The 22,428-nt window shown below is 28.2% G+C and carries 19 protein-coding genes; 3 read left to right on the top strand and 16 right to left on the bottom strand.

Annotated elements, in window-relative coordinates; all coding sequences use genetic code 11:
- Positions 1-26: 26 nt before the first annotated feature.
- The 10 genes from B2W91_RS16480 to B2W91_RS16435 all read right to left on the bottom strand — a co-directional run bounded on the left by B2W91_RS16480 (position 27) and on the right by B2W91_RS16435 (position 11,235).
- Positions 27-1,262, bottom strand: coding sequence for a Y-family DNA polymerase (locus B2W91_RS16480; protein ID WP_291582898.1), 1,236 nt, complete (start codon positions 1,260-1,262; stop codon positions 27-29).
- Positions 1,263-1,533: 271 nt separating this feature from the next.
- Positions 1,534-2,238 (bottom strand): MIP/aquaporin family protein, encoded by a 705-nt coding sequence (locus B2W91_RS16475; RefSeq protein WP_291582895.1) that lies wholly within the window; start codon positions 2,236-2,238, stop codon positions 1,534-1,536.
- 34 nt (positions 2,239-2,272) lie between these two features.
- Positions 2,273-3,757, bottom strand: a complete 1,485-nt coding sequence (gene glpK / locus B2W91_RS16470; RefSeq protein ID WP_291582893.1) for a glycerol kinase GlpK — start codon at positions 3,755-3,757, stop codon at positions 2,273-2,275.
- A gap of 243 nt (positions 3,758-4,000) precedes the next feature.
- Positions 4,001-5,542, bottom strand: a complete 1,542-nt coding sequence (locus B2W91_RS16465) for a VanW family protein (protein ID WP_291582891.1) — start codon at positions 5,540-5,542, stop codon at positions 4,001-4,003.
- A 545-nt stretch (positions 5,543-6,087) separates the two neighbouring features.
- A complete protein-coding gene (locus B2W91_RS16460) occupies positions 6,088-7,455 on the bottom strand; it encodes a VanW family protein (RefSeq protein ID WP_291582889.1) in 1,368 nt (455 codons plus the stop codon).
- An 80-nt stretch (positions 7,456-7,535) separates the two neighbouring features.
- Complete coding sequence (locus tag B2W91_RS16455; protein ID WP_291582887.1) at positions 7,536-7,748, bottom strand: ATP-binding protein; 213 nt, start codon at positions 7,746-7,748, stop codon at positions 7,536-7,538.
- A gap of 70 nt (positions 7,749-7,818) precedes the next feature.
- Positions 7,819-8,658, bottom strand: coding sequence for a 4Fe-4S binding protein (locus B2W91_RS16450; protein ID WP_291582885.1), 840 nt, complete (start codon positions 8,656-8,658; stop codon positions 7,819-7,821).
- Positions 8,651-8,788: a CD1871A family CXXC motif-containing protein gene (locus tag B2W91_RS16445; RefSeq protein WP_291582883.1), complete on the bottom strand. Its 138-nt coding sequence runs from the start codon at positions 8,786-8,788 to the stop codon at positions 8,651-8,653. The genes B2W91_RS16450 and B2W91_RS16445 overlap by 8 nt, the downstream gene beginning before the upstream one ends.
- Positions 8,789-9,172: 384 nt before the next feature.
- A complete protein-coding gene (locus B2W91_RS16440) occupies positions 9,173-10,207 on the bottom strand; it encodes a sensor histidine kinase (protein ID WP_291582881.1) in 1,035 nt (344 codons plus the stop codon).
- A 275-nt stretch (positions 10,208-10,482) separates the two neighbouring features.
- On the bottom strand, positions 10,483-11,235 hold the full coding sequence (locus tag B2W91_RS16435; protein ID WP_291582879.1) for a LytR/AlgR family response regulator transcription factor: 753 nt from the start codon (positions 11,233-11,235) through the stop codon (positions 10,483-10,485).
- Between the two features lie 377 nt (positions 11,236-11,612).
- Between B2W91_RS16435 and B2W91_RS16430 the strand changes: the two genes are divergently transcribed.
- A complete protein-coding gene (locus tag B2W91_RS16430) occupies positions 11,613-12,107 on the top strand; it encodes a CPBP family intramembrane glutamic endopeptidase (RefSeq protein ID WP_291582877.1) in 495 nt (164 codons plus the stop codon).
- A 1,288-nt stretch (positions 12,108-13,395) separates the two neighbouring features.
- Here the strand turns inward: B2W91_RS16430 and B2W91_RS16425 are convergent.
- Complete coding sequence (locus B2W91_RS16425; RefSeq protein ID WP_422653277.1) at positions 13,396-14,091, bottom strand: TlpA disulfide reductase family protein; 696 nt, start codon at positions 14,089-14,091, stop codon at positions 13,396-13,398.
- Between the two features lie 511 nt (positions 14,092-14,602).
- Here B2W91_RS16425 and B2W91_RS16420 point away from each other — a divergent pair.
- Positions 14,603-15,796 carry an argininosuccinate synthase gene (locus B2W91_RS16420; RefSeq protein WP_291582872.1) on the top strand — a complete coding sequence of 398 codons (1,194 nt, stop codon included), beginning with the start codon at positions 14,603-14,605 and terminating at the stop codon, positions 15,794-15,796.
- 23 nt (positions 15,797-15,819) lie between these two features.
- Positions 15,820-17,133 (top strand): argininosuccinate lyase, encoded by a 1,314-nt coding sequence (gene argH, locus B2W91_RS16415; protein ID WP_291582870.1) that lies wholly within the window; start codon positions 15,820-15,822, stop codon positions 17,131-17,133.
- A gap of 153 nt (positions 17,134-17,286) precedes the next feature.
- Here the strand turns inward: argH and B2W91_RS16410 are convergent, their stop codons facing one another.
- The 5 genes from B2W91_RS16410 to rapZ all read right to left on the bottom strand — a co-directional run bounded on the left by B2W91_RS16410 (position 17,287) and on the right by rapZ (position 22,279).
- Positions 17,287-17,577 (bottom strand): Dabb family protein, encoded by a 291-nt coding sequence (locus B2W91_RS16410; RefSeq protein WP_291582868.1) that lies wholly within the window; start codon positions 17,575-17,577, stop codon positions 17,287-17,289.
- Positions 17,578-17,793: 216 nt separating this feature from the next.
- Complete coding sequence (locus B2W91_RS16405; RefSeq protein WP_291582866.1) at positions 17,794-19,098, bottom strand: DRTGG domain-containing protein; 1,305 nt, start codon at positions 19,096-19,098, stop codon at positions 17,794-17,796.
- Positions 19,099-19,101: 3 nt separating this feature from the next.
- Positions 19,102-20,052 (bottom strand): DNA-binding protein WhiA, encoded by a 951-nt coding sequence (gene whiA / locus B2W91_RS16400; protein ID WP_291582864.1) that lies wholly within the window; start codon positions 20,050-20,052, stop codon positions 19,102-19,104.
- A 2-nt stretch (positions 20,053-20,054) separates the two neighbouring features.
- Positions 20,055-21,398 carry a gluconeogenesis factor YvcK family protein gene (locus tag B2W91_RS16395; protein WP_291582862.1) on the bottom strand — a complete coding sequence of 448 codons (1,344 nt, stop codon included), beginning with the start codon at positions 21,396-21,398 and terminating at the stop codon, positions 20,055-20,057.
- Complete coding sequence (rapZ, locus tag B2W91_RS16390) at positions 21,395-22,279, bottom strand: RNase adapter RapZ (RefSeq protein ID WP_291582860.1); 885 nt, start codon at positions 22,277-22,279, stop codon at positions 21,395-21,397. Before rapZ ends, B2W91_RS16395 begins: the two co-directional genes overlap by 4 nt.
- Between the last annotated feature and the right edge of the window lie 149 nt (positions 22,280-22,428).

Genomic DNA, 22,428 nt, shown 5'->3' with positions numbered 1-22,428 from the left:
ATATTTTAAGTTTTTATATTGGATACCTATGATTCTTCCTCTATTCCTCCACTTATAGGTTTAATATCAGAATGTAAAAAGGATGACTTCATTATTGATTTATTTCCATATTTATCTCTTATACTATCTATTGTCTTCTCTAATGCAATATATTTTTCATCCTCTTTTTTATCAAATAAGGAAAGTTGTATACCAAAGTTTTCACTAACTATCGAGGTGTTCACTGCTAAAAGTCTAATAGGTTCACCATGCCAAAGTTCATCAAAGAGCTTGCAACTTATCTTGTAAAGTTCATTAGTGCTATTAATAGGGTTCATAATTTTTTTCTGCTTCGAGTAATTTATAAATTCACTATTTCTTATAGATATAGAAATAACATCACAATAATTGTTACTTTTTCTTAATCGCATTCCTAAAGTTTCACATAGTGATAATAAAACTCTATGAGCAGTTTCTCTATCTTCTACATCAAAAGGAATAGTAGTGGAGTTTCCCATATTTTTATTTTTATATTTTTTGTTAGCATCAATTACTGAAAAATCAATACCATTAGCATAATTATGAATCATATTACCATAACTCTTAAAGAAATATTTTAATTTTTCTATATCATATTTCGCTAAATCGCCTATAGTGTTTATATTAATTCTCTTTAATTTAGGCAGTGTTGCCTTTCCTACCATAAATAAATTTTCTATAGGTAAATTCCACATCTTACTTTCTATCTCTTCTTTAAAAAGAGTATGAACTCTATCAGGCTTTTTAAAATCTGATGCCATCTTTGCTAAAAGCTTATTAGAAGATATACCTATATTCACCGTAAATCCTAATTTTTCTTTTATTCTATCTTTAATTTGATGTGCTAGTTTTATATAATCCTCTCTAGTATACTTCTTATTAGTAACTTCTAAGAAACATTCATCTATGGAATACTGTTCTAATAATGGGCTATACTCTAAAAGCATTTCTACCATAGCCTTACTGCATTTATTATATAATTCAAAATCTCCATGAACCACTTTTAAATTAGGACATTTTTGGAAAGCAGAATATAAACTTTCCCCAGTTATAATATTATATTTCTTTGCAGGTATAGATTTAGCTAATACTATACCATGTCGTGATTTTTCATCACCACCTATCACTGATGGTATTTTTCTTAAATCTATTTTATCTCCTTTTTGAAGTCTATAAACTGCTGTCCATGATAAATATGCAGAATTAACGTCTATATGAAAAATATACTTATCATAATTCTCCATCTTTACTACCTCTCTCAATATTCATATAATTCCAATTATACAAGAACATATGTTCTATGTCAAAGTTATATTTCACCCCTAGATCTATAACATAATTATAATTATAAATTTAAATTTATAACTACTTTCTATATAGCTCCCTGAGGTGCAGTAGAATATATCACAGTATCTGCAGTATTGTGCATAGTGAACTGTGAATTGAATTAAATAAGTCTCTCAATATAAAAGGAGTTAGAAAAATTCTAACTCCTTTTATATTGAACTTACTTAATTAAAAAATTCCATTAAATACTAGTGCTGCTACAATTCCTCCTAGTATTGGTGCTACAACTGGTATCCAAGCATATCCCCAATCTGAATCTCCTTTACCCTTAATTGGTAAAATTGCGTGAGCTATTCTTGGTCCTAAATCTCTTGCAGGATTTATAGCATAACCAGTAGTTCCGCCTAAAGTTAATCCTATTACCCAAATTATTAGTCCTACTACTATTGGTGATATTCCATCTACCATATTTGTATTTGCAATTCCCAATATAGCAAATACAAGGACGAAAGTTCCTATAAATTCACAAATAAAATTATTTACTGTATCTCTTATCGCTGGAGCAGTACAAAATATTCCTCTTTTAGTATCTTTATCATCAGTGATATCAAAATGACTCTTATAATAAACATAAACTAAACATGCTCCAAGAAAAGCTCCTATCATTTGACATAAAATAAACAATGGAACATCTGCCCAAGGGAATTTTCCTATCGCAGCTAATCCTAAAGTTACTGCTGGATTAAAATGTGCTCCTGATATAGGTCCAAATATATATACTGGAATTGCTACTGCTAAAGCCCAGCCAGTAGCGATAACCATCCATCCTGAATTGTTAGCTTTAGATTTATCTAAACATACATTGGCAACTACTCCGTCTCCCAGAAGAATTAAAAGCATTGTTCCTAATAACTCTGCTAAATATATTGACATATTACTTCCTCCTCAAATAAATTAAATGTCTTGCCTATCTTACTAATGTTCTATTAACTGCTTCATGCCAGCCTTCTAAGAGTTCCTCTCGTTTTTTCTCTTCCATGTTAGGTTCAAATTGCTTTGAAATAGCCCAATTTTCACAAATCTCCTCTTTATCTTTCCAGTATCCAACCGCTAGCCCAGCTAAATAAGCTGCACCTAAAGCAGTGGTCTCTATTACTTCAGGTCTCTCAACTTGAACGCCTAATATATCAGATTGGAATTGCATCAAGAAATTGTTTGCACAAGCTCCTCCATCTACTTTTAAGGCCTTTAATGTTATTCCTGAATCCTCTTCCATAGCTTTTAATACATCATAAGTTTGATAAGCTAGTGATTCTAAAGTAGCTCTTATTATATGCTCTTTTTTTGTTCCTCTAGTAAGTCCAACAATAGTTCCTCTAGCATATTGATCCCAATAAGGAGCTCCAAGACCTACAAATGCTGGTACCATATAAACTCCATTGGTATCCTCTACTGCTGTAGCATACTCTTCAGAATCTTCCGCTTTTTTTATCATTCTTAGCTCATCTCTTAGCCATTGAATAGCTGCTCCTGCTATAAATATACTTCCTTCTAAAGCATATTCTACCTTACCATCTACTCCCCAAGCTATAGTAGTTAAAAGTCCTTTTTTAGAATTAACAGCCTTTTCTCCTGTATTCATAAGCATAAAACAACCTGTTCCGTAGGTATTCTTTGCAGTTCCTGGTTGGTGGCAACACTGGCCAAATAAGGCAGCTTGCTGATCTCCAGCAACTCCTGCTATAGGGGTTTTAGCTCCTAATAGTGAATGATCAGTATAACCATAAACATAGCTAGAAGGCTTAACTTCTGGCAGCATTGATTTTGGTATATCTAAGATATCTAAAATTTCTTCATCCCATTTTAGTTCATGAATATTAAATATAAGAGTTCTGGATGCATTAGTGTAATCGGTAACATGAACTTTTCCCTTAGTTAAATTCCATATAAGCCAAGTATCTATAGTACCAAATAAAAGATTGCCATTTTCTGCTTCTTCTCTTGCTCCTTCTACATTATCTAGTATCCATTTAATTTTTGTTCCTGAAAAATAGGCATCTAAAATAAGACCTGTTTTTTCTGTAAACATTTTGTCTAAGCCTTTTTCCCTAAGCTCATCACACATTTCTGCCGTCCTTCTACACTGCCAAACTATAGCATTATAAACAGGTTGTCCAGTATGTTTGTTCCAAACTACTGTAGTTTCCCTTTGATTAGTAATTCCAATAGCAGAAATATCTGTTGCAGTTATTCCTAGTTTTGCCATAGCTTCTGTTGCAACACCCAATTGAGTAGACCAGATTTCTATAGGGTCATGTTCTACCCATCCTCCCTTAGGATAAATTTGAGTAAATTCTTTTTGTGCAACACTTGCTATAGTCCCTTTTTCATCAAAGATAATACATCTTGAGCTTGTTGTTCCTTGATCCAACGCCATAACATATTTTGACATGTTCATTCCTCCCACAGAATACTTTTAATTATCGTATTATAGTATATTAAAAAAGAGCAACTAATTATAACCTGTCTAAAAGTTTTAATTTATTACTCTATTTCTAAACTAAAACTTAAAGTTCATAAAATAATATCTTTATTATAAACTGTAATTACAATATTGTAAAAAGAAAACTAAGATCATAGATCTTAGTTTCCTGCATTATTGTTCATTATTTTATTATTAATTGTTATCAGATTATTAATTATTATTTGATTGTGCATTGTTATTTTCATTAGGCTTATTTTGGTCTTTTTCTTTATCTTTTTCTTTATCTTTGTCTTTATTTTCATCTGGTTTTGAAGGTTTAGCAGTTTCTGCCTTTTTAGTACCCCTTTTAACTATTTGAGGAGCTGACTGATAAGTATCATTATTCATAAGCTCTCTTGCAATTTCTACCCCATTATCATAAGTTACTCTGTAAGCCTTAGCCTTGTATCCTTGTGCACCATATTGAGTAACAACTTCTGTTCCCTCTTCTAAAGTTGGATCCTCCTCAACTTTAGTTTCAAATGGAATAGTTTCATAGGTTTCACTGTAAAACTCATATGTTTTTCCTGTAAGTAAAGCTGAATTAGAATAAATGTTAAAACCAACACTGGAATTACCTGCATATCCCTCAATATACATTGGATATTTTGTGTTATTTGTAAATACATAGTCTAGCCATCCATAAGCTATTGCTGCATCTAGTCCTCTTTCAACATAACCTACAGCAAGATTATGATTAAGTCTCGAATCTGGAAGTATTCCAGCTCTTAACACTGCATTATGAAGAGTTGTAGATACTTGACATACTCCTCCACCATAATCCTTTTCAAACTTATCACCTACGATTACAACACCTTCTAAATATCCTTTGTCAGGGGTTGTATTACCTACTATAGTATTAAAACTAAAACTATCTCCTGGCATTAATAAAGTTCCATTTATAGTGTCCGTACTTATTTCTATATTGGTAGCTCTCTCATAAGTTGACTCTGGATAGCCTGTACTAAAACCTGATATTTTGCTATTTATCTTTTCAAGTTCTGCTTTTGTTATTGTTGGTTTATCCTCTACAAGTTTTGCTTTAACTTTAACTTCAGCTTCTGTTTCTTTTGAAGAAGCTATTGCTTTGGTTATTTCCTCCTGTAGCGATTTAGAATCTAGCTTCATACCTACTTGATCAGGAGTTATATCAAATCCATCTCCAGCCTTAGTTATCTTAGCATTAACTTTATTTTTATTTAGTTCGCTTTCCATAGTCTTAATCTTATTCTCTATTACTTTATTATCATAAGTAAATTTTAGCTGATGATCTTTTTCTGTAGCATTTCTAATCATTTTAAACTTTTCCATTACGCCCTTATCTTTACCCTCTTCAAATACAGATTTTACTGTATCATCTAAGTTAAAGCTTAATTTCATATCAGCATAATTAACTACATAGGATTTATCTCCAGCTGTCATAATTAATTTTTTCTGCTCTACACTTTTCTTGTACTTTTCTTCTATTAATTTTAACGCTTCTTCTTTTGTTTTACCGGAAAGGTCAATTCCTTGAATTTTCATTCCTGGATAAATAACACTTTCATAATTATCAACCGTAGTTTTAACATAGAATACTCCACCAATTGATATCATTAGTAAAGCCGCTATTAAAGAAAGGATAATTACTCTTCTTTTTTTAGCTTTAGCTTTCTTTTTCTTTTTAGAAGTTCTACTTTTTACTACAGTATTATTTTCTAAGTTTGTGTTCATGTTAAAATTCCTTTCATTGAAAAATTTTCCCTAACCCGAAGTAAATAAATAATTGCTTAAATAAATTTAATAATAAATTCACCTATAGTATATCATAAAATGTTTTAGCTTTCACTTTGTAAAAACCCACGTTTTATATGAGTTAAAGCGATTTTAAAAGTTTATTTCATACATTCGATTAATGTTGTTAAATTTTATAAAAGTTTGAAAAGAAATATATCTTCACTATATATAGATATTAATTGATTTCAAAATAAAAAGTGTAACAAATCTATTACGATATAATTACACTTTAAGCATATTTAAAATAACTATTGTTGCATGTTAATCTATTTTGAATCTTCAATTAGCTACTTTATTTTCATAGTTCTTATTAAGACTATCTAATTTTTATTTAGGCACATTAAAATAAATAACAAGGCAAAGATGCGACGACTATTTTGCGTCAGACAAGGAAACAGGTTCCGTTGATAGTAGAGCTATCAATGGGTTCTGCTGACGCAGTATGGCACAAAATAGTCTAGCATACTGACTTGTTTATTTTTTTAATATGCCTTAGTTCCCTTAGCTATAACTTTCTTCACTGGTTTATAAAAATCATCATTTAAAAGAATTTTATCTTTTTTCTCCCCATTTTCATACTCTGTTCTATATACCTTCACCTTGTAACCTATACTCCCAGGATTTTTAATCTTCTCTTTACCTTTTTCTATGGTATTATCATAGACATATTCAGTAGATATAGGATATTTTCCATATATATCTTGAGAAAATTCATAACTTTTACTTTTTAATGATGAGTTTGAATACATATTAAAAATTACATCATTGTCTGTAACAGCACCTTCTATGTATATTGGATAATTTAAAGTGTTTTTAAATTTATAATCTACAGAGCCGTAAGCAACAGTTGCATCCATCCCTAGTTCTGTATAGCCTACAGGCATATTATGATTTAGTCTTTCTGTTGGTATTATGCCTGTTTTTAAAACAGCATTATGAAGAGTAGTTGAAACTTGGCATATTCCTCCACCTAATCCTTGTTCTAACTTATCTCCCATTATAACTGTAGCAGGTAAATATCCTTTATCAGCAGTTGTATCACCTACTATCTTATTAAAACTATATTCATCTCCAGGCATTAATAGAACTCCATTATTAGCATATGTAGCTATAGATATATTTTTAGTTCTAGCAGGAGTTGAAGGCTTATAACTTGTTTTGGCAGAAGCAACTAATTGATTTATGTCCTCTAATCCCTTCTTAGTAATCTTCGGTTCTTTGATTTCAAGAGGAATATTATATTTATATGATTCTCCAATGTGAGAAACAATTTCATCTTCAATTTGACTTTTTACTTTTTTCTTATCTATTTCCTCTTTATTTATCTCAGATGTTATATGAAATTTTTCATTTTTTCTAGTAATAGAAGCATTTTTTGCACTCTTATTTAGAGATTTTTCCATGGTAGATACTATTTCGTCTAAAGGTTTATTGTCATAAGTAAATTTAATAGCAATCTGTTTTTCTTGTGGTTTTTTTATAGTTAAAAATTTGCTACGGGTATTTTGATTCTTACCATAGCTAAAAGCCTCTTCTACTATTCCCTCTATATTGTAATTTACATTTAAACTATCATAGGGAATATTATACTCTTTTCCCTTACATACTAATATCATGGAATTATTTCTCAAGGGCTTGTCATATTTTTCTTTAACAAACTCTAAAGCTTGCTCTTTAGTCATATTTTCTACACTATATTCTTCAATTTTCACTCCCGGGTATATAATATTTTCATATGCATTTACTACACTATAAACGTAGATAAAATAACTTACTATAACTATTATAAAAATTAAAATTGCTGCAATTATTCCATATTTTTTTTTGAAATTTTCTCCTTTACCTTTCATATTCTCCTTCCTCTCTAATATTATTTACTTTTAATATAACATTAGAGTGTGTAGTAATTATTAAAATATACTGATAAAAATTAAAGATTCTTTACACTTCTGTAGCTACATATATTAGACAATTCTATCTCTATTTTCTTCATGTTTATTTCTTTACCTTCGGTGCCTATGAGCTTTTCATACTCAATAATGATTTTAGGAAGCAATATTTTAAACTTACATCCTTTATTATGTTCACTTTCTAACTTTATTTCTCCATTATGCATTTCTACTAATTTTCTATCTAAATTCATAGAAATAGCTGTTGAACTTTATCCAACAGCTTAAAGTTATATAGTTAATGTTAGAACTTTATCTAATTTATTACGACATACCACTTTCTATTGCTTTTCTTGGGCAAGCTTTTATGCAATCACCACATCTTATGCATTCTCCAGTATTAGGCTTTTTATATACTTCTATATTAAGTTTACAGGATTTTGTGCATACTCCGCATTTAGTACACTTGTCCTCTTTTATTTTAAGCTTATAAAAGCTTATAGGATTCATAAGAGAATAAAATGCTCCTAATGGACAAATATATCTACAAAAAGGTCTAAATATTATTATCGAAGCTAAAATTACAATTATTAATATTGCCATCTTCCATGCAAATAAAAATCCTACGGCACTTTTTAAGCTTTCATTTGTTAAAACTAATGGAATTCCTCCCATTAATGTGCCTGATGGACAAATATATTTACAAAAGAAGGGATCACTTATTCCCAATTCATCTTGAAATAAAAATGGTAACAATATAACAAAAACAATTAAAATTACATATTTAAAATATTTTAAAATATTATTAATCTTTTTAGGAACTTTGTATTTTAAAAAAGGTATTTTGTTAAGTAAATCCTGTACTAATCCAAAAGGACAGAGCCATCCGCAAATAAATCTCCCTAACAGAACACCAAAAGCACTTATAATCCCTAAAATATATAGTGAAAAATCATATCTTATACTTCCTATAACTGCCTGCATGGAGCCTATAGGACAAGCACCTAATGCACCTGGACAAGAATAACAATTTAGTCCTGGAACACAAACACTCTTACTACTTCCCTTATATATATTTCCCTCTAAAAACCCTTTAAAATATCCATTGGTAGCAATAGTAAAAAGAAACTGTACAGGATGTCTTAACTTATTGCCTTTACCCAATTCCTATACACTCCAAGCAAATATTAATAGCCTTTTTAAGTACGGTTCTATGCTCCCCCCTAATTGAACCTACCACTATAAGACATATACTACCAATTAATATTCCGTATTTTAAAATTTTATCTTTCAAAATTTCCTCTCCCTTTAAATATTAACTAATAATATATATGTAATAAATTTAAAATTAATGTGTATAGCTTTATACAATTGAAAATTGACGATTTACAATGGAGAATTATTGATACTTCTCTCTTATAAGAGAAGTTCTAAATTTATTTCTTTTTTAAGTGACGCAGTCAATTTTATTTAAAAATCTATTTAAAGCAATTAATTTGTAAGAATTAAATTCTACCACAATTGTCAATTTTTCATTTTCGATTCTCAATTGATTAAGTTCCCCAGATGTGGGAGAACTGGTGAACACTGTTCACATCTATAATAAAATTTTTACAATGAANNTCTTCATTATTAATCCTTAATCTCTCAAGATAGGCTTATCTTAAACTTGTCCTACTTAAACTACGTTCTTATTTTCATTACATATTACTAACTCTTGTTTAAATAAGTTATCTTTAATTTCTGTATTTAGCAAAATATTAGGATAATCTTCTACAGTATCCTTAACTATATTAAGTCCAATTCCTCTATTTTTACCCTTAGTTGAAAATCCTTCATCATACAATTTGCTAACAGACTGAATTTGTTCTGAAAAAGAATTAGTTATAATAAATATAATGAAATCATCTGTTTTTATTATTGCTATATTAAAATTTTTACTTTCAGTAAAGTATGCTGCTTCAATAGCATTATCCAACAGTATACCTAACACCCTACATATATCTATTATATCCACAGAAATATTATCTATAATTTCATTAATTTCTATATGTACATTTAAATTTAAATCTAATGCAGTAATAATTTTTGAAGACAAAAGTCCTTTTATCCCTGAGATTTTAATGTTTTTAAGATTAAATAACTTATTATAGTTTACCTTTAAGCTTTTACATAATATTTCTTTTCTAAAATATGTCTCTAATCCATCTATATCTTTGTCCTCTATATATCCGTTAATAGTAGATAAAATATTTATATAATCATGCCTAAAACGTCTGCTCTCATCAATCATATTTTCCATTATATTTGAATATTCCATAAGATTTTCAAGATTTTTAGAATTTTGCTCATAAATTATTTGTTTTTTAATATTTTTCTTATTATAATAAATTTTTATAAATCCTAACATAAAATAAATTAATGTTAAAATTATGTTTATTTTAATGATGTTCTTACCAGTGTCTACAAAATAATATTGGTGAATTTTTTTATTTATATGGATTGAAAGCAATGCTAAACCTATATATATCAATATAATAATATTATTAATAAAAGATATTATTTCTGCTGTTTTAACGTTTCTTCTAACAGAAATTGAATAAATACCATTAGTAACAACACAAACGAAGAATAGGATCATTAGATAGGCTGTCATTATCATTAACTTATTTTCTTTAAATAATAAATAGTCTATATTAAATAGTATGAACACTAAAGTAATCTCACTCATTGCTGAAATGAATAAAGTACTTGTTAAAACAGTCGAATCACAGGTCATTTTATTTACATAAAATAAAAGAGTAAAGATAAAAATTACTGAAAAAGGTAATGTCAAAACATCTTGAGAATATAATCTGAAAATATTTATAAATATGTTTATTAGTGTGAAAAACACTACTTTTCTATTAGTGAATTTGTTACTTTTTAAGTTGCAGATGATAATAAAAAGGCTTGTTAATAAAATTAAAGATGTAATAATGTCATTGCTTATATGCACCATCTTTGCATCAATCCCCTTAGCCGCCTTATAGACACATAACATTCTTCATCATTTTTCATGTGTATAATTAATCTTTTTTTATCAATTTCTTTTATATTCTTTATATTTACTAAATAACTTCTATGGCTATGATAAAAATCATTATTTAGTCTATCTTTTAATTCTTTTATACTGCCGTAAAACTCTATTTGTCTTCTAAAAGTGTGAATTCTAATTTTATGTGTAGCAGAAATAGTTTCAAAAAATAAAATATTTTCAAAACTAATATTAATCTTATGATAGCCAGTTTCAATCATTATGAAATCATTTTTATTTTCGTCGTCATTTTCTATTTTATTATTATATTTATTATAAGCTATTAATAAATTATCTCTTACTTTATTATTTAATGACAATATATCATCCTTAGGAATAAATCCCATAGCTTCTACTTTATACTCGAAAGTCATATATGAAAGCTCTGCATGAACTGTTATGAAAATAATATATCCATCTGGATCATATTTCCTAATATTTTTTGCCAACATAAGTCCATCAATATCAGAATTTAAATCTATATCAAGAAAATATATCCCTACATTATTCTTATTTTCCTGTAAATAATTTAAAACATTTTTAGGATTATCAGTACATAATGCAATATTTAAATTCAATGAATTACTAACTATACTATTTTCAACAGTATCTTTAATCTGCTTTCTCTGTCTTGAATTGTCTTCACATATTATGACGTTAAGCATATTACCCCACCTTACGTAAAAAACAGTTATATTTACATAATAATATTAAATAAATCATAATTATGTAAAACTATATATTTTTACAAAAATATATAAAAATATACATAAGTATATTATATTGTATGTTTATTTTTGTCAACGTCTATTTAAGTAAGAAATTTTTATATGCATCATAACCGTCGCTTTTTTAAGCATAAATGAACATATGAAATATAACTCTTTATGCTATAATTTGTAATAATAAGTATTTTATTTGAAAAATAACTATTATTATGGTTTATTAATAAAACTAATTTGGAGTGTTATAAAAATGAATTGGAAGCATGTTGAAATCAATTACTCTAAAGCTAAAAAATTTAAAGAACAGGATGATTAAAATGAATATATTTAAAAAAACAAATAACTTTTTTGATAAATTAAATGTAAAATTATTTATTGTTATTATGACAATAATTACATATATTTTAAATATTCTTCTTGCCGGTATAATTTTAAAAATTACAACTGTAAGCCTCGGAGCTTCTTATGGTGATGTGAAAATATCATTACTAGGTTTACTATTTCCACTTATTATATCACCTTGGGTAGAAACTGTATTATTTCAAGGACTTATCTTTTATATATTTAGTACTACAAAAAATTTAAATCAGCCAGTAATTAAAGTTCTTGTATCAGCTCTATTTTTTGGATCATTTCATTCAGTATACAATCTATACTATGCAATCAGCGCATTTGCTGCAGGAATTATATTTGCTTATTCATATTTATTGTATGAGAAAAAGAATAGCAGTCCTATTAAAGTAACGGCATTAATTCATGCTGGGAATAATGCTATTGCAATATTTTTACCTATAATAATTACAAAATTATAAATAATAAAGGATCTTAAAGGAGAGTGTTTTATGTCTATTGAAAAAGATTTAAAATCTTTCACTAAAAAAAATTAGTTTGTGCAATAGCATTTTGGGTTTTATTAATAGTATCTATAGTATTATTTATACTTAGTATTATATTTAAGAACTACTCAGCTACCTTAAAAATACTACCACTTATTCTTTATAACATATATTTTATATGTATTACTAAATCATATCCAAAACATTTCAAATAATTAAGTCTACAATTTAAAATAAATATATAGGCTTAAAATGATATAAAATATTATATTTATGCATTGTCTGTACTTACATCTGCAATTCATATATTTTATAAAATATTTATTAATAACTAAAAATAAGGAGGTACTATGTATTTAATAAGAATACTTTTTATTTCTATATATCTTATATCAGGTATATTTCATGGAATTTCTGGTTATTTCATAAGTATATTGTCTTTAATGTATATCAAAAAAGATTATTGTTTATTATAGGATTATATATGTTATATATAGGATTTACTTGGTTATTAACTAATGATAATTTTTTAGGTATGGATGACTCCATACATTCACTGGACATAACAATATCATGTTTAACAATATTATCCCTAGCTAACATAGTTAAAAAATCAAAATAAATAAATTAACTCCTAACCGTTGCTTTTTTAAGCATAAACGAAGATATGAAATATAGCTTTTCATGTTATAATTTGTAATAACAAGTACTTTATTTGTTTAAATATATCTTATTAAATCAAAATAGATCAATTTTATTATTTATATAGCTTGAAATGGAGTAGTTGAGATGAAGTATCTATTGAAAACTCATAACTATTAAAAAAATCTTTCTACTTTTAAATTTATTATAGCAATATTAATTTTAAAAAGCGCAAGTGTATTATTTTTTAGTTAATATCTTTTCTCTAAGCAGAACATTTTCTCTTATAATGTTTTCTGCCGAGATTAGTTTTTTTAAATTATTTAATATTATATTTATCAAAATAAAGATGAGGATTAATTTATAAAATTAATTCCCATCTTTATTTTCATGTTTTTATTATTTTAAGCTTTCAATTGCTTTGTTCAATATTTCTTTATAGTCCTCTTTACTTCTTGATCCTGTTATGACTTCCCCAACAATTTTACCTTCGCTGTCCACAAAGAAAGATGTAGGGTATCCTGCTATTGAACTTATAACTTCTTTTTTAAATTTATCATCTGGAATTAAATTTACAAATTTAACGCCTTTTGTTTCTATTATTTTTTTAGCTGCAATTTCATTATNNTTCATTATCTTCATCTGGAGTATCTCCTATTATTCCAATTACACTTCCGCCATTTTCTTTAACTTCTTCAAATAATTCCTGAAGATCTGGCATTTCATTTATACATGGTCCACAAAATGTGGCCCAAATATTTACCATCGTAATTTTATTATCTTTAAATACCTCTTTACTAGCAATTTCTTTACCATCTAAATCTTTAAGGTTAAATTCTATCTTATTTAAAGCAGTAATAGCTTCTTGAGGGGTTATAGGTTTAAAGGTTGTAATGGACTCTTTAATATTTTTAATATCATCGTAAAGTTCTTTATAAGCTTTTTTTCCTTCTTCAGATAACTCACCATCATTAAAATCATCATAACAAATATAAAAAACTAATCCGTCATGATCTGATATTTTGTCATTATTCTTTTTACCGCTTTCCTCCGCAAGCTTTTCTTCTGTTGGTATTTTATCTTCTCTATAAACTATTACGTCAAATAAAGGTGCTGCTTTACTAAATATTTCTGTTATTTTCTTGCTTTTTTCTTTAGGGTCTTTTTCTGTTTCGCTGACAGTTTCATACTGTTTTATAAGTTCATTAGATAAAAAACTATATCTTAATCCCCCATATATAGGTTCATCAGGATTATCTGGATCTCCTAAACCTCCTAGTAAAATATTATCATCATAATTTTTCCATACATCTGCCATTTTAAATTCTATACCCATGTCATTATATTTTTTCCATCCTTGTTTTTTCTTCTCCTCATCATTCTTTCCTTCTGATTGTGTTGTTTCTGGTTTTCCTGTATTCTCTTTTTCCTTATCTTTTGATTTTCCACAGCCTAATAAAGAAAATGTAACTATTGTAGCCATAGCCAATGCAAGAATTTTTTTCTTCACTCTAATCTCTCCTTATTCTCTTTCTTATATAACAATATTCATTAAATATGATTTCATGACTTTTATTTATTGGAAATTCAAGAGTTCTTAAACATACAATTACAACTGTATATTAATGCATAAAATCACTTTAATATACATGATGCAAAAGCATTCCATAAAAACAAAGCCCAAGTAAACCTTATTATCAGTGGCTTAGCCAATTTTTTTCAGAATTTAACAAAATACTTTTTGTGAATATTTTTAAATAAATATTGCATAATTATAAGTTTTTCTGTATAATGATTTTTAATTTATAAAAATAAGGGAGTTGATTATTATGAAGGATAAAGTTGTACTAGCATATTCTGGAGGATTAGATACCTCTATAATAATTACATGGCTTAAAGAAAATTATGATTTAGATGTTATAGCAGCCTGTATAAATGTTGGCCAAAACGATAGCATGGAAGCAATTAAAGAAAAAGCAATCAAAAGTGGCGCTCAAAAAATATATGTGGAGAATGTAACTAATGAGTTTGTAGAAGACTATATATTTAAGGCGCTAAAGGCAGGCGCTATTTATGAAGAGGATTATTTATTAGGTACTGCACTTGCTAGACCTTTAATATCGAAAAAATTAGTAGAAATAGCACATAAAGAAAATGCTAAATATATTTGTCATGGATGTACAGGTAAAGGAAATGATCAAGTAAGATTTGAAACTGGCATAGCAGCCTTTGATCCAACAATACAAGTTATTGCACCTTGGAGAATATGGGATATCACTTCAAGAGAGGATGCTATAGATTATGCAAATTCTAGAGGAATAGAGCTAACCGTTACTAAAGATAAAATTTATTCAGAAGATCAAAATATATGGCATATAAGTCATGAAGGTGGCCATATAGAAGATATTAAAAATGAACATAAATCTGATATATATACCATGTGTGTTTCACCAGAAAACGCTAAAGATAATCCAGATTATGTAGATATATATTTTGAAAAAGGTATTCCTACAAAAATAAACAACGAAACATTATCTCCTGTTGGAATAGTTTCGACATTGAATAAATTAGGTGGAGAAAATGGTATTGGTATAAAGGATATATTAGAAAATAGACTTGTAGGTATGAAATCAAGAGGTATATATGAAACACCAGGTGGAACTATACTTTATGAAGCTCATAAGGCTCTTGAGAAAGCAACATTAGATAAAAATACAATGCATTTTAAATATATAGTATCTCAGAAATATGGTGAACTTGTATATAATGGTCTATGGTTTGATACATTAAAAGAATCTTTAGATAGTTTTGTTGATAAAACTCAAGAAACTGTTACCGGCAGCGTTAAATTAAAGCTTTATAAAGGAAATATGATATTAGCAGGAATACAATCTGAAAACGCACTTTATGATGAAAAAGTATCTTCTTTTGGTGCTAGTGAGTTATATAATCATATGGATTCAGCTGGATTTATAAATTTATTTTCTCTTCCAACTAAAATTAAAGCCTTTAAAAAAATATAAACTTTAGAAAGTAGGGATGTTTAATGAATCTTTGGGGTGGAAGATTTAAAAAAGAAGAAAGTAGACTTATGGAAGATTTCAATAGTTCCCTAAGTTTCGATAACATATTGTACAAAGAAGACATTACTGGTAGTATGGCCCATGTAAAAATGTTAATGAAGTGTAGTATTCTATCAGAAGAAGAAGGTAACTTAATAATACAAGGTCTTAAAGATATTTTAAAAGATATAGAAAGTGGAGCTTTAAAACTAGAAGGAAATTACGAAGACATACATAGCTTTATTGAAATAAATTTAATAAGCAGAATCGGTAATACTGGTAAAAAGCTCCACACGAGTAGAAGCAGAAATGATCAAGTAGCGGTGGATTTAAGATTATATGCAAAAAAGAAAGCTCTAGAAATTAAAAAAGAAGTAGAAAATCTTAAAAACACTATATTAGAAGTTGGTGAAAAAAATAATTTTATTATGCCCGGATATACTCATCTCCAAAGAGCGCAGGTAGTAACTTTTAAATATCATCTTATGGCTTATTACAGTATGTTTTCTAGAGATAAAATTAGAATAGAAAATGCTATAAATTTACTGGATGAAAGTCCACTTGGATGTTGTGCACTTGGTGGTACTACTTATGAAATAGATAGAGCTTTTACTTGCACGGAATTAGGTTTTAAAAAGCCAGTAGACAACTTCATGGATGGAGTAAGTGATAGAGACTATGTAATAGAACTTATATCTTCCTTTTCTATAATTATGATGCATTTAAGCAGATTAAGTGAAGAACTTATTCTTTGGAGCAGTAAAGAATTTAACTTCATACAAATAGATGATGAATTTGCAACTGGAAGCAGTATTATGCCTCAGAAGAAAAATCCTGATGCTGCAGAACTTATAAAAGGAAAAACCGGAAGAGTTTATGGAAGTTTAATGTCTATATTAACTACTATGAAAGGTATTCCTTTAGCTTATAATAAAGATATGCAAGAAGATAAAGAAGTTTTCTTTGATGCTATCAATACAGTTTTAAGTTGTATTAAAGTAATGAATGGCATGTTAGGAACCTTGGAAGTTAATGAAGATGCTATGAAAGAAGCTATAAAAAAAGGCTTTTTAAATGCTACAGAAGCTGCTGATTATTTAGTATCTAAGGGCATGGCTTTTAGAGATGCACATAAAGTAATAGGTGAAATAGTATTATACTGTGAAGAAAATAATAAACTAATAGAAGAATTAGAAATAAATGAACTACAACAATTTAGCAATTATTTTTTAGAAGATATTTATAAATTCATAGATTATGAAAACACTTTAAAAAGAGGAATAAAAAAAGAAATTTGATTCAACGTACAGTTCACATTTTATAATTAAAAATAAATTTCATCAAAACTAAGAATTTTAAAAACTGATTTTTAATTTCTTTAGCAATTACATCTTGTGAACTGTACATTATAAATTATTTAGTATTTGAGATCCTTTTTGCAAGCATTTTTATTACTGTTCATAATCTACAGCTTTCGAAGATTCAATCATATCTTTTAGTGGTGTTAATACTTGTGCTACATGATAAGGATGTATTTGATAAGCATTCATATCATCCAGCGAATCAAATCTCGTAATTAACACTATATCATAGGAACGTTCTGTATGAAGTTCATCTAATCCAACTTCTAGGTACTTAAGCATTGGAATATTCTCCTCCATAGATAATAAAATGTTTTTAGCTTTTTGTAAGTTTTCGTATGTAGTTTCTTTTAATTTAAAAAATACAATATGAGTAAACATTTTTCCTCCTTAACAGTATCAATTTTAAATTTCTCAGTGGTAACTGAGAAATATCCACAATTGTGAATTGTGAATTGAATTTCAACTCAAGTATAATAAGTATTGATTATTTTAGAAATAAATTAAATTTAGGCCCTACATGTCTATATAAAATCCCTAGAATTAAAATTATCCTAGGGTATTAACTACAATATTTTACATACTTTAATATTAGGCTTATTTTTTTAATACTTTAGCTGAAAGTACTGATTTTGCAACTAACTCTTTTTGACTATTATACATGGATATTTCTACCTTTGAATAATATCTTCCTCTATCTAAAACTTCAGCATAGACATCTATTACCCTTCCCATTTGAACAGGTTTTGTAAAATATGATGAAAAACTATCTATTGCTACATTTGCATTACTATTTTGTCTAAGTGCCATAGTTCCCATAGTTGAAAGCATCATATTAAGTACATTCCACGATGCCGTGCCTATAGAATCTAACATCTCCGGCACTATTTCACCCCAAAAATGCATAGTATCTTTTTGAGCTTCAAACTCAAAATTTTTTATTATTAAATCATCCATAGTTTCCCCTACATGAGGCTGTCTTACTGCTATTTGCATAGCTTTAATGACGTCTTCTCTAGATATAACTCCTACTAATTTCTTCTTATTAACTACAGGGCAGAGTTTTATTCCTTCCCATGCCATAATATGAGCTGCATAAGCTAATGTAGTAGTAGTTGAAACCACTATAGGTTCTTTCACCATAATTTTTTCTATTAATTCACTATCATCTGTATTGCTAGGAATATCTGTTAACGTAACAATTCCAACAACCTTATGTTCTTCATCAATAACAGGATACCTTTCATGTTCAGTTTCAAAGACTAAATCTTTTAATTTTTTAATATCATCTTTTGTAGTAAGATAAGAAGGATGAGTTTCCATTATATCTTCCACTAAAATAATATCCTTTTTAATATTATTTTCAAAAATTGCCCTGTTAATCATACTAGCTACTGTAAAGGTATCATAAGTAGATGAAATAAGAGGAAAATGCTTTTCATCTGCTAGATCTATGATTTCTTTACTGCACTCAAATCCTCCTGTAATAAGTACTGCACAGTGATTTTTAAGTGCAAGTTTTTGCGCCTCTTCTCTATTACCCACTATAAGTAATGATCCTGGATTTATGTATTTTTTTATAGTTTCAACTTCCATTGCACCAATTACAAATCTATCTAAAGCTTTATCAATTCCATCTTCTCCACCTATTATCGTTCCTTCAACAATATTAACAATATCTCCAAAAGTTAATTTATCTATATGCTTTTTCTCTAGTTTTTCAACTCTAACAGTTCCAACTCTTGAGATTGTATTAACAATTCCTATAGCCTCACACTCTTTAATAGCTCTATAAGCAGTACCTTCACTAACTCCTAGTTCACTACTTACACCTCTTACAGAAATTTTAGTCCCTATATCTAATGAGAGTATATACTTTATAATCTCTTCGTGCTTTGACATGGCTTACCTCTCTTCCTTGCGTAGTTCTTCAGCTATTTTCTCAATTCTTCTTAGTCTATGATTAACACCTGATTTACCTACTGGAGGATTTAGCATCCCGCCTAATTCCTTTAGAGATTCATCAGGATATTCTAATCTTAACTCTGCAATTTCTCTTAAATTTTTCGGCAATCTATTAAGTCCAATCTCATTCTGAATCATTTTTATACTCTCAACCTGTCTTACCGCTGCATTTACTGTTTTACTTAGGTTAGCAGTTTCACAGTTAACAAGCCTATTTACATTGTTTCTCATTTCCTTCATTATTCTTATATTTTCAAGCTCTAAAAGAGAACTATGAGCTCCTATAATATTTAATAGGTCCACAATTTGTTCTCCCTCTTTAATGTAAATCACATAACTACTTTTTCTTTGAATTACTTTAGAAGACAATCCATAACTATTAATTAAATTACTTAATTCATTTGCATAATCTAAATTATGAGTTACAAATTCTAAATGATAGGTTTTTTCAGGATTGCTAATGCTTCCTCCACCTAAAAAGGCACCTCTAATATAAGCTCTTTTATCGCTTTCTTCACTTATTAGTCTTTTAGGGATACTATAGTCTAATCCTAAAAAGTCCTCATTAGTTAGAACTCCTACTTCAAGTAATAATTCCTTAACATTCATATCTTCTGTTATCATAACTACATATACGTTATTTTTCTTTAATGAATTGCTTCTTTTTACTAATAATTTTGTATGTATATTAAAATGCTCTTTTAATAGTTTAAATATAAGTCTAGCAATAGCCGGATTTTCAGTAATAACTTTAAAGCTCATTGCTTTATTAGCTCCAAGGCCTAAAGTTCCACTAGCTTTCATTATTCCAGAAAGCTCAGCTATTGCTTCTTTTTTATTTAGGTCAGTATACCTACATATTTCATTTTTTACCTTTAGTGAAAACGACATAACTAATTTTTCTCCCTATCCTCTCTAAATTCTTTTAGCATCTGTGATAAATAAAAGAATTCTAGGATTCTTTTCTCATCATAAAATAATTTCTTTCTCATAACAGTTTCTACTAAAATTGCTGCTAATTTGTCCTCATCATGTTTTATATATCCGTTTCTAAGCTTTATAAAATTGCTCTTAATATATTCAACACCTAGATCCGAATTATATTCTTCATCTAACATTACTAATTGAGGATTTTTATTTAGACATTTTTGCTTATCTTCTTCACTTAAAGCTCCACTGTTCACAATTACATAGTCTACTATGTCTTTTGAAGAATGTTTATAAATAGAAGTAATATGATCCTGAACACTATAATTATCACTTTCTCCTGGCTGAGTTAATATATTTGATATATATATCTTTATAGCTTTAGTTTTCAGAATGGCATCTTTAATTCCATCTACTAACAAATTAGGAATGATACTAGTATAGAGACTTCCAGGTCCTAATACAACTGCATCTGCTTCTAATATAGCATCAATTGCATCTTGTACTGCCTTTGCACCTCTAGGTTCAATATAAACTTCATCTATTCCACTTTTAAACTTTATGCATTGTTTAGGAATATTGGATTCACCTTTAATAATAAAACCATTTTTTAATCGTGCTGAAAGAGTTATATTTTCTAAAGTGACCGGAATAACCCTTCCAGTTACTGCTAAAACAGAACAAGTTTTTTTAACTGCTTCATGAAAATTATCTGATATTCCATCCATAGCTGCTAAAAATAAATTTCCAAAATTTTGATTTTCAAGTCTTCCATCTTTGAATCTATATTGAAACAATTCCTCCATAATCGGTTCTGTATAAGCTAATGCAGTTATACAGTTTCTTATATCTCCTGGTGGCAGCATTCCTAAATCCTTTCGTAGAAGTCCTGAACCACCACCATCATCTGCAACTGTAACTATCGCTGTAATATTACTAGTATATCTCTTTAAACCACTTAGTAAAGTTGAAAGCCCTGTACCTCCACCTATTACTACAATCTTAGGTCCTTTTACTAATATTTTTTTCTCATATATTAATTCACCTAAGCTTTTTTTATTAAAAGATAAACTGTCCACATCTAGACTTCCTAAAGAAAGCATCTTCTTAGTATAACCTTTAAATCCGTTATAAGTAATAACTGCTCCTATTGTAATTATTCCAATAAAAAATAATATATATTTATTTCCAAGAGAATTTTTATTTATAATCCCTAAAATACCATATATGAAAATAAATATTCCAAATAGCATTTGACCAATCCATCTCTTAATACCTATGCCTGGCCTCAACCAGTATTTAAGCTTCATAGCTTTCCTGCACCTCTACTTATATCTTCATTTACATCCCTATGATCAACTGTTACGCTATACCCACTATGACCTAAAATTTCATGTATTTTATTTGCAATGGCAACAGACCTATGCCTTCCGCCTGTGCAGCCAATAGAAATAATAAGCTGCCTTTTCCCTTCTTTTTTATAATTAGGTAATAGAAACTCTAGCATATCTATTAACTTATCTATAAATTGCTCTGTCTCTACTTTACTTAAAACATAATCTCTTACCGGTCTATCATTACCGGAATAAGGCTTTAGTTCTGGTATATAGTATGGATTCGGTAGAAATCGTACATCAAATACTAAGTCTGAATCTACTGGTATCCCATATTTAAATCCAAAGGATAAAACATTTATAAATAGCTGGGTTTCTATTTGTCCCTGCTCACCAAAAATATTAGTTATTTCTTCATTTAAATCTTTGTTACTTAATTTAGTTGTATTTATAATATAGTTGGCTTTTTCTCTAATAGCTTTTAATTTTTTCTTTTCAATAGTGATTCCATTAATTACCCTGCCTTCAGGTGCTAATGGGTGCTTTCTTCTTGACTCTTTATATCTCTTAACTATTACTTCGTCAGTGGCTTCTAAAAATAATATTTCATATTTGTATCCACTTTCATTTAAATGCTGTAAGCTATCAAATAAATCATCAAAAAATTTTCTTCCTCTTATATCAACAACAACAGCAATTTTATCTATTTTTCCTTCAGTTTGATAACAAGCCTCTGCAAACTTAGGAATTAATGTTGGCGGAAGATTATCAACGCAAAAATATCCTAAATCTTCAAGACTTCTTATAGCTTGAGTCTTTCCCGCTCCTGACATTCCTGTAACTATAACAAATCTCATATAACTCCATCCTTTATTAAATATACTTTATTCTAAAAAACTCTAAAAACTTTACCATGGAATTTTAACCATAATTCTTGATTTTTAATTTCTAAAAAAGACTTTTTGTTATGAAATTAAAATATCATATAAGTTAAATTTTCATTGTG

Source organism: Clostridium sp. UBA6640, from assembly GCF_002455975.1.
Taxonomy (GTDB): domain Bacteria; phylum Bacillota; class Clostridia; order Clostridiales; family Clostridiaceae; genus Clostridium_J.
This window is presented reverse-complemented; position numbering and strand designations above follow the sequence as displayed.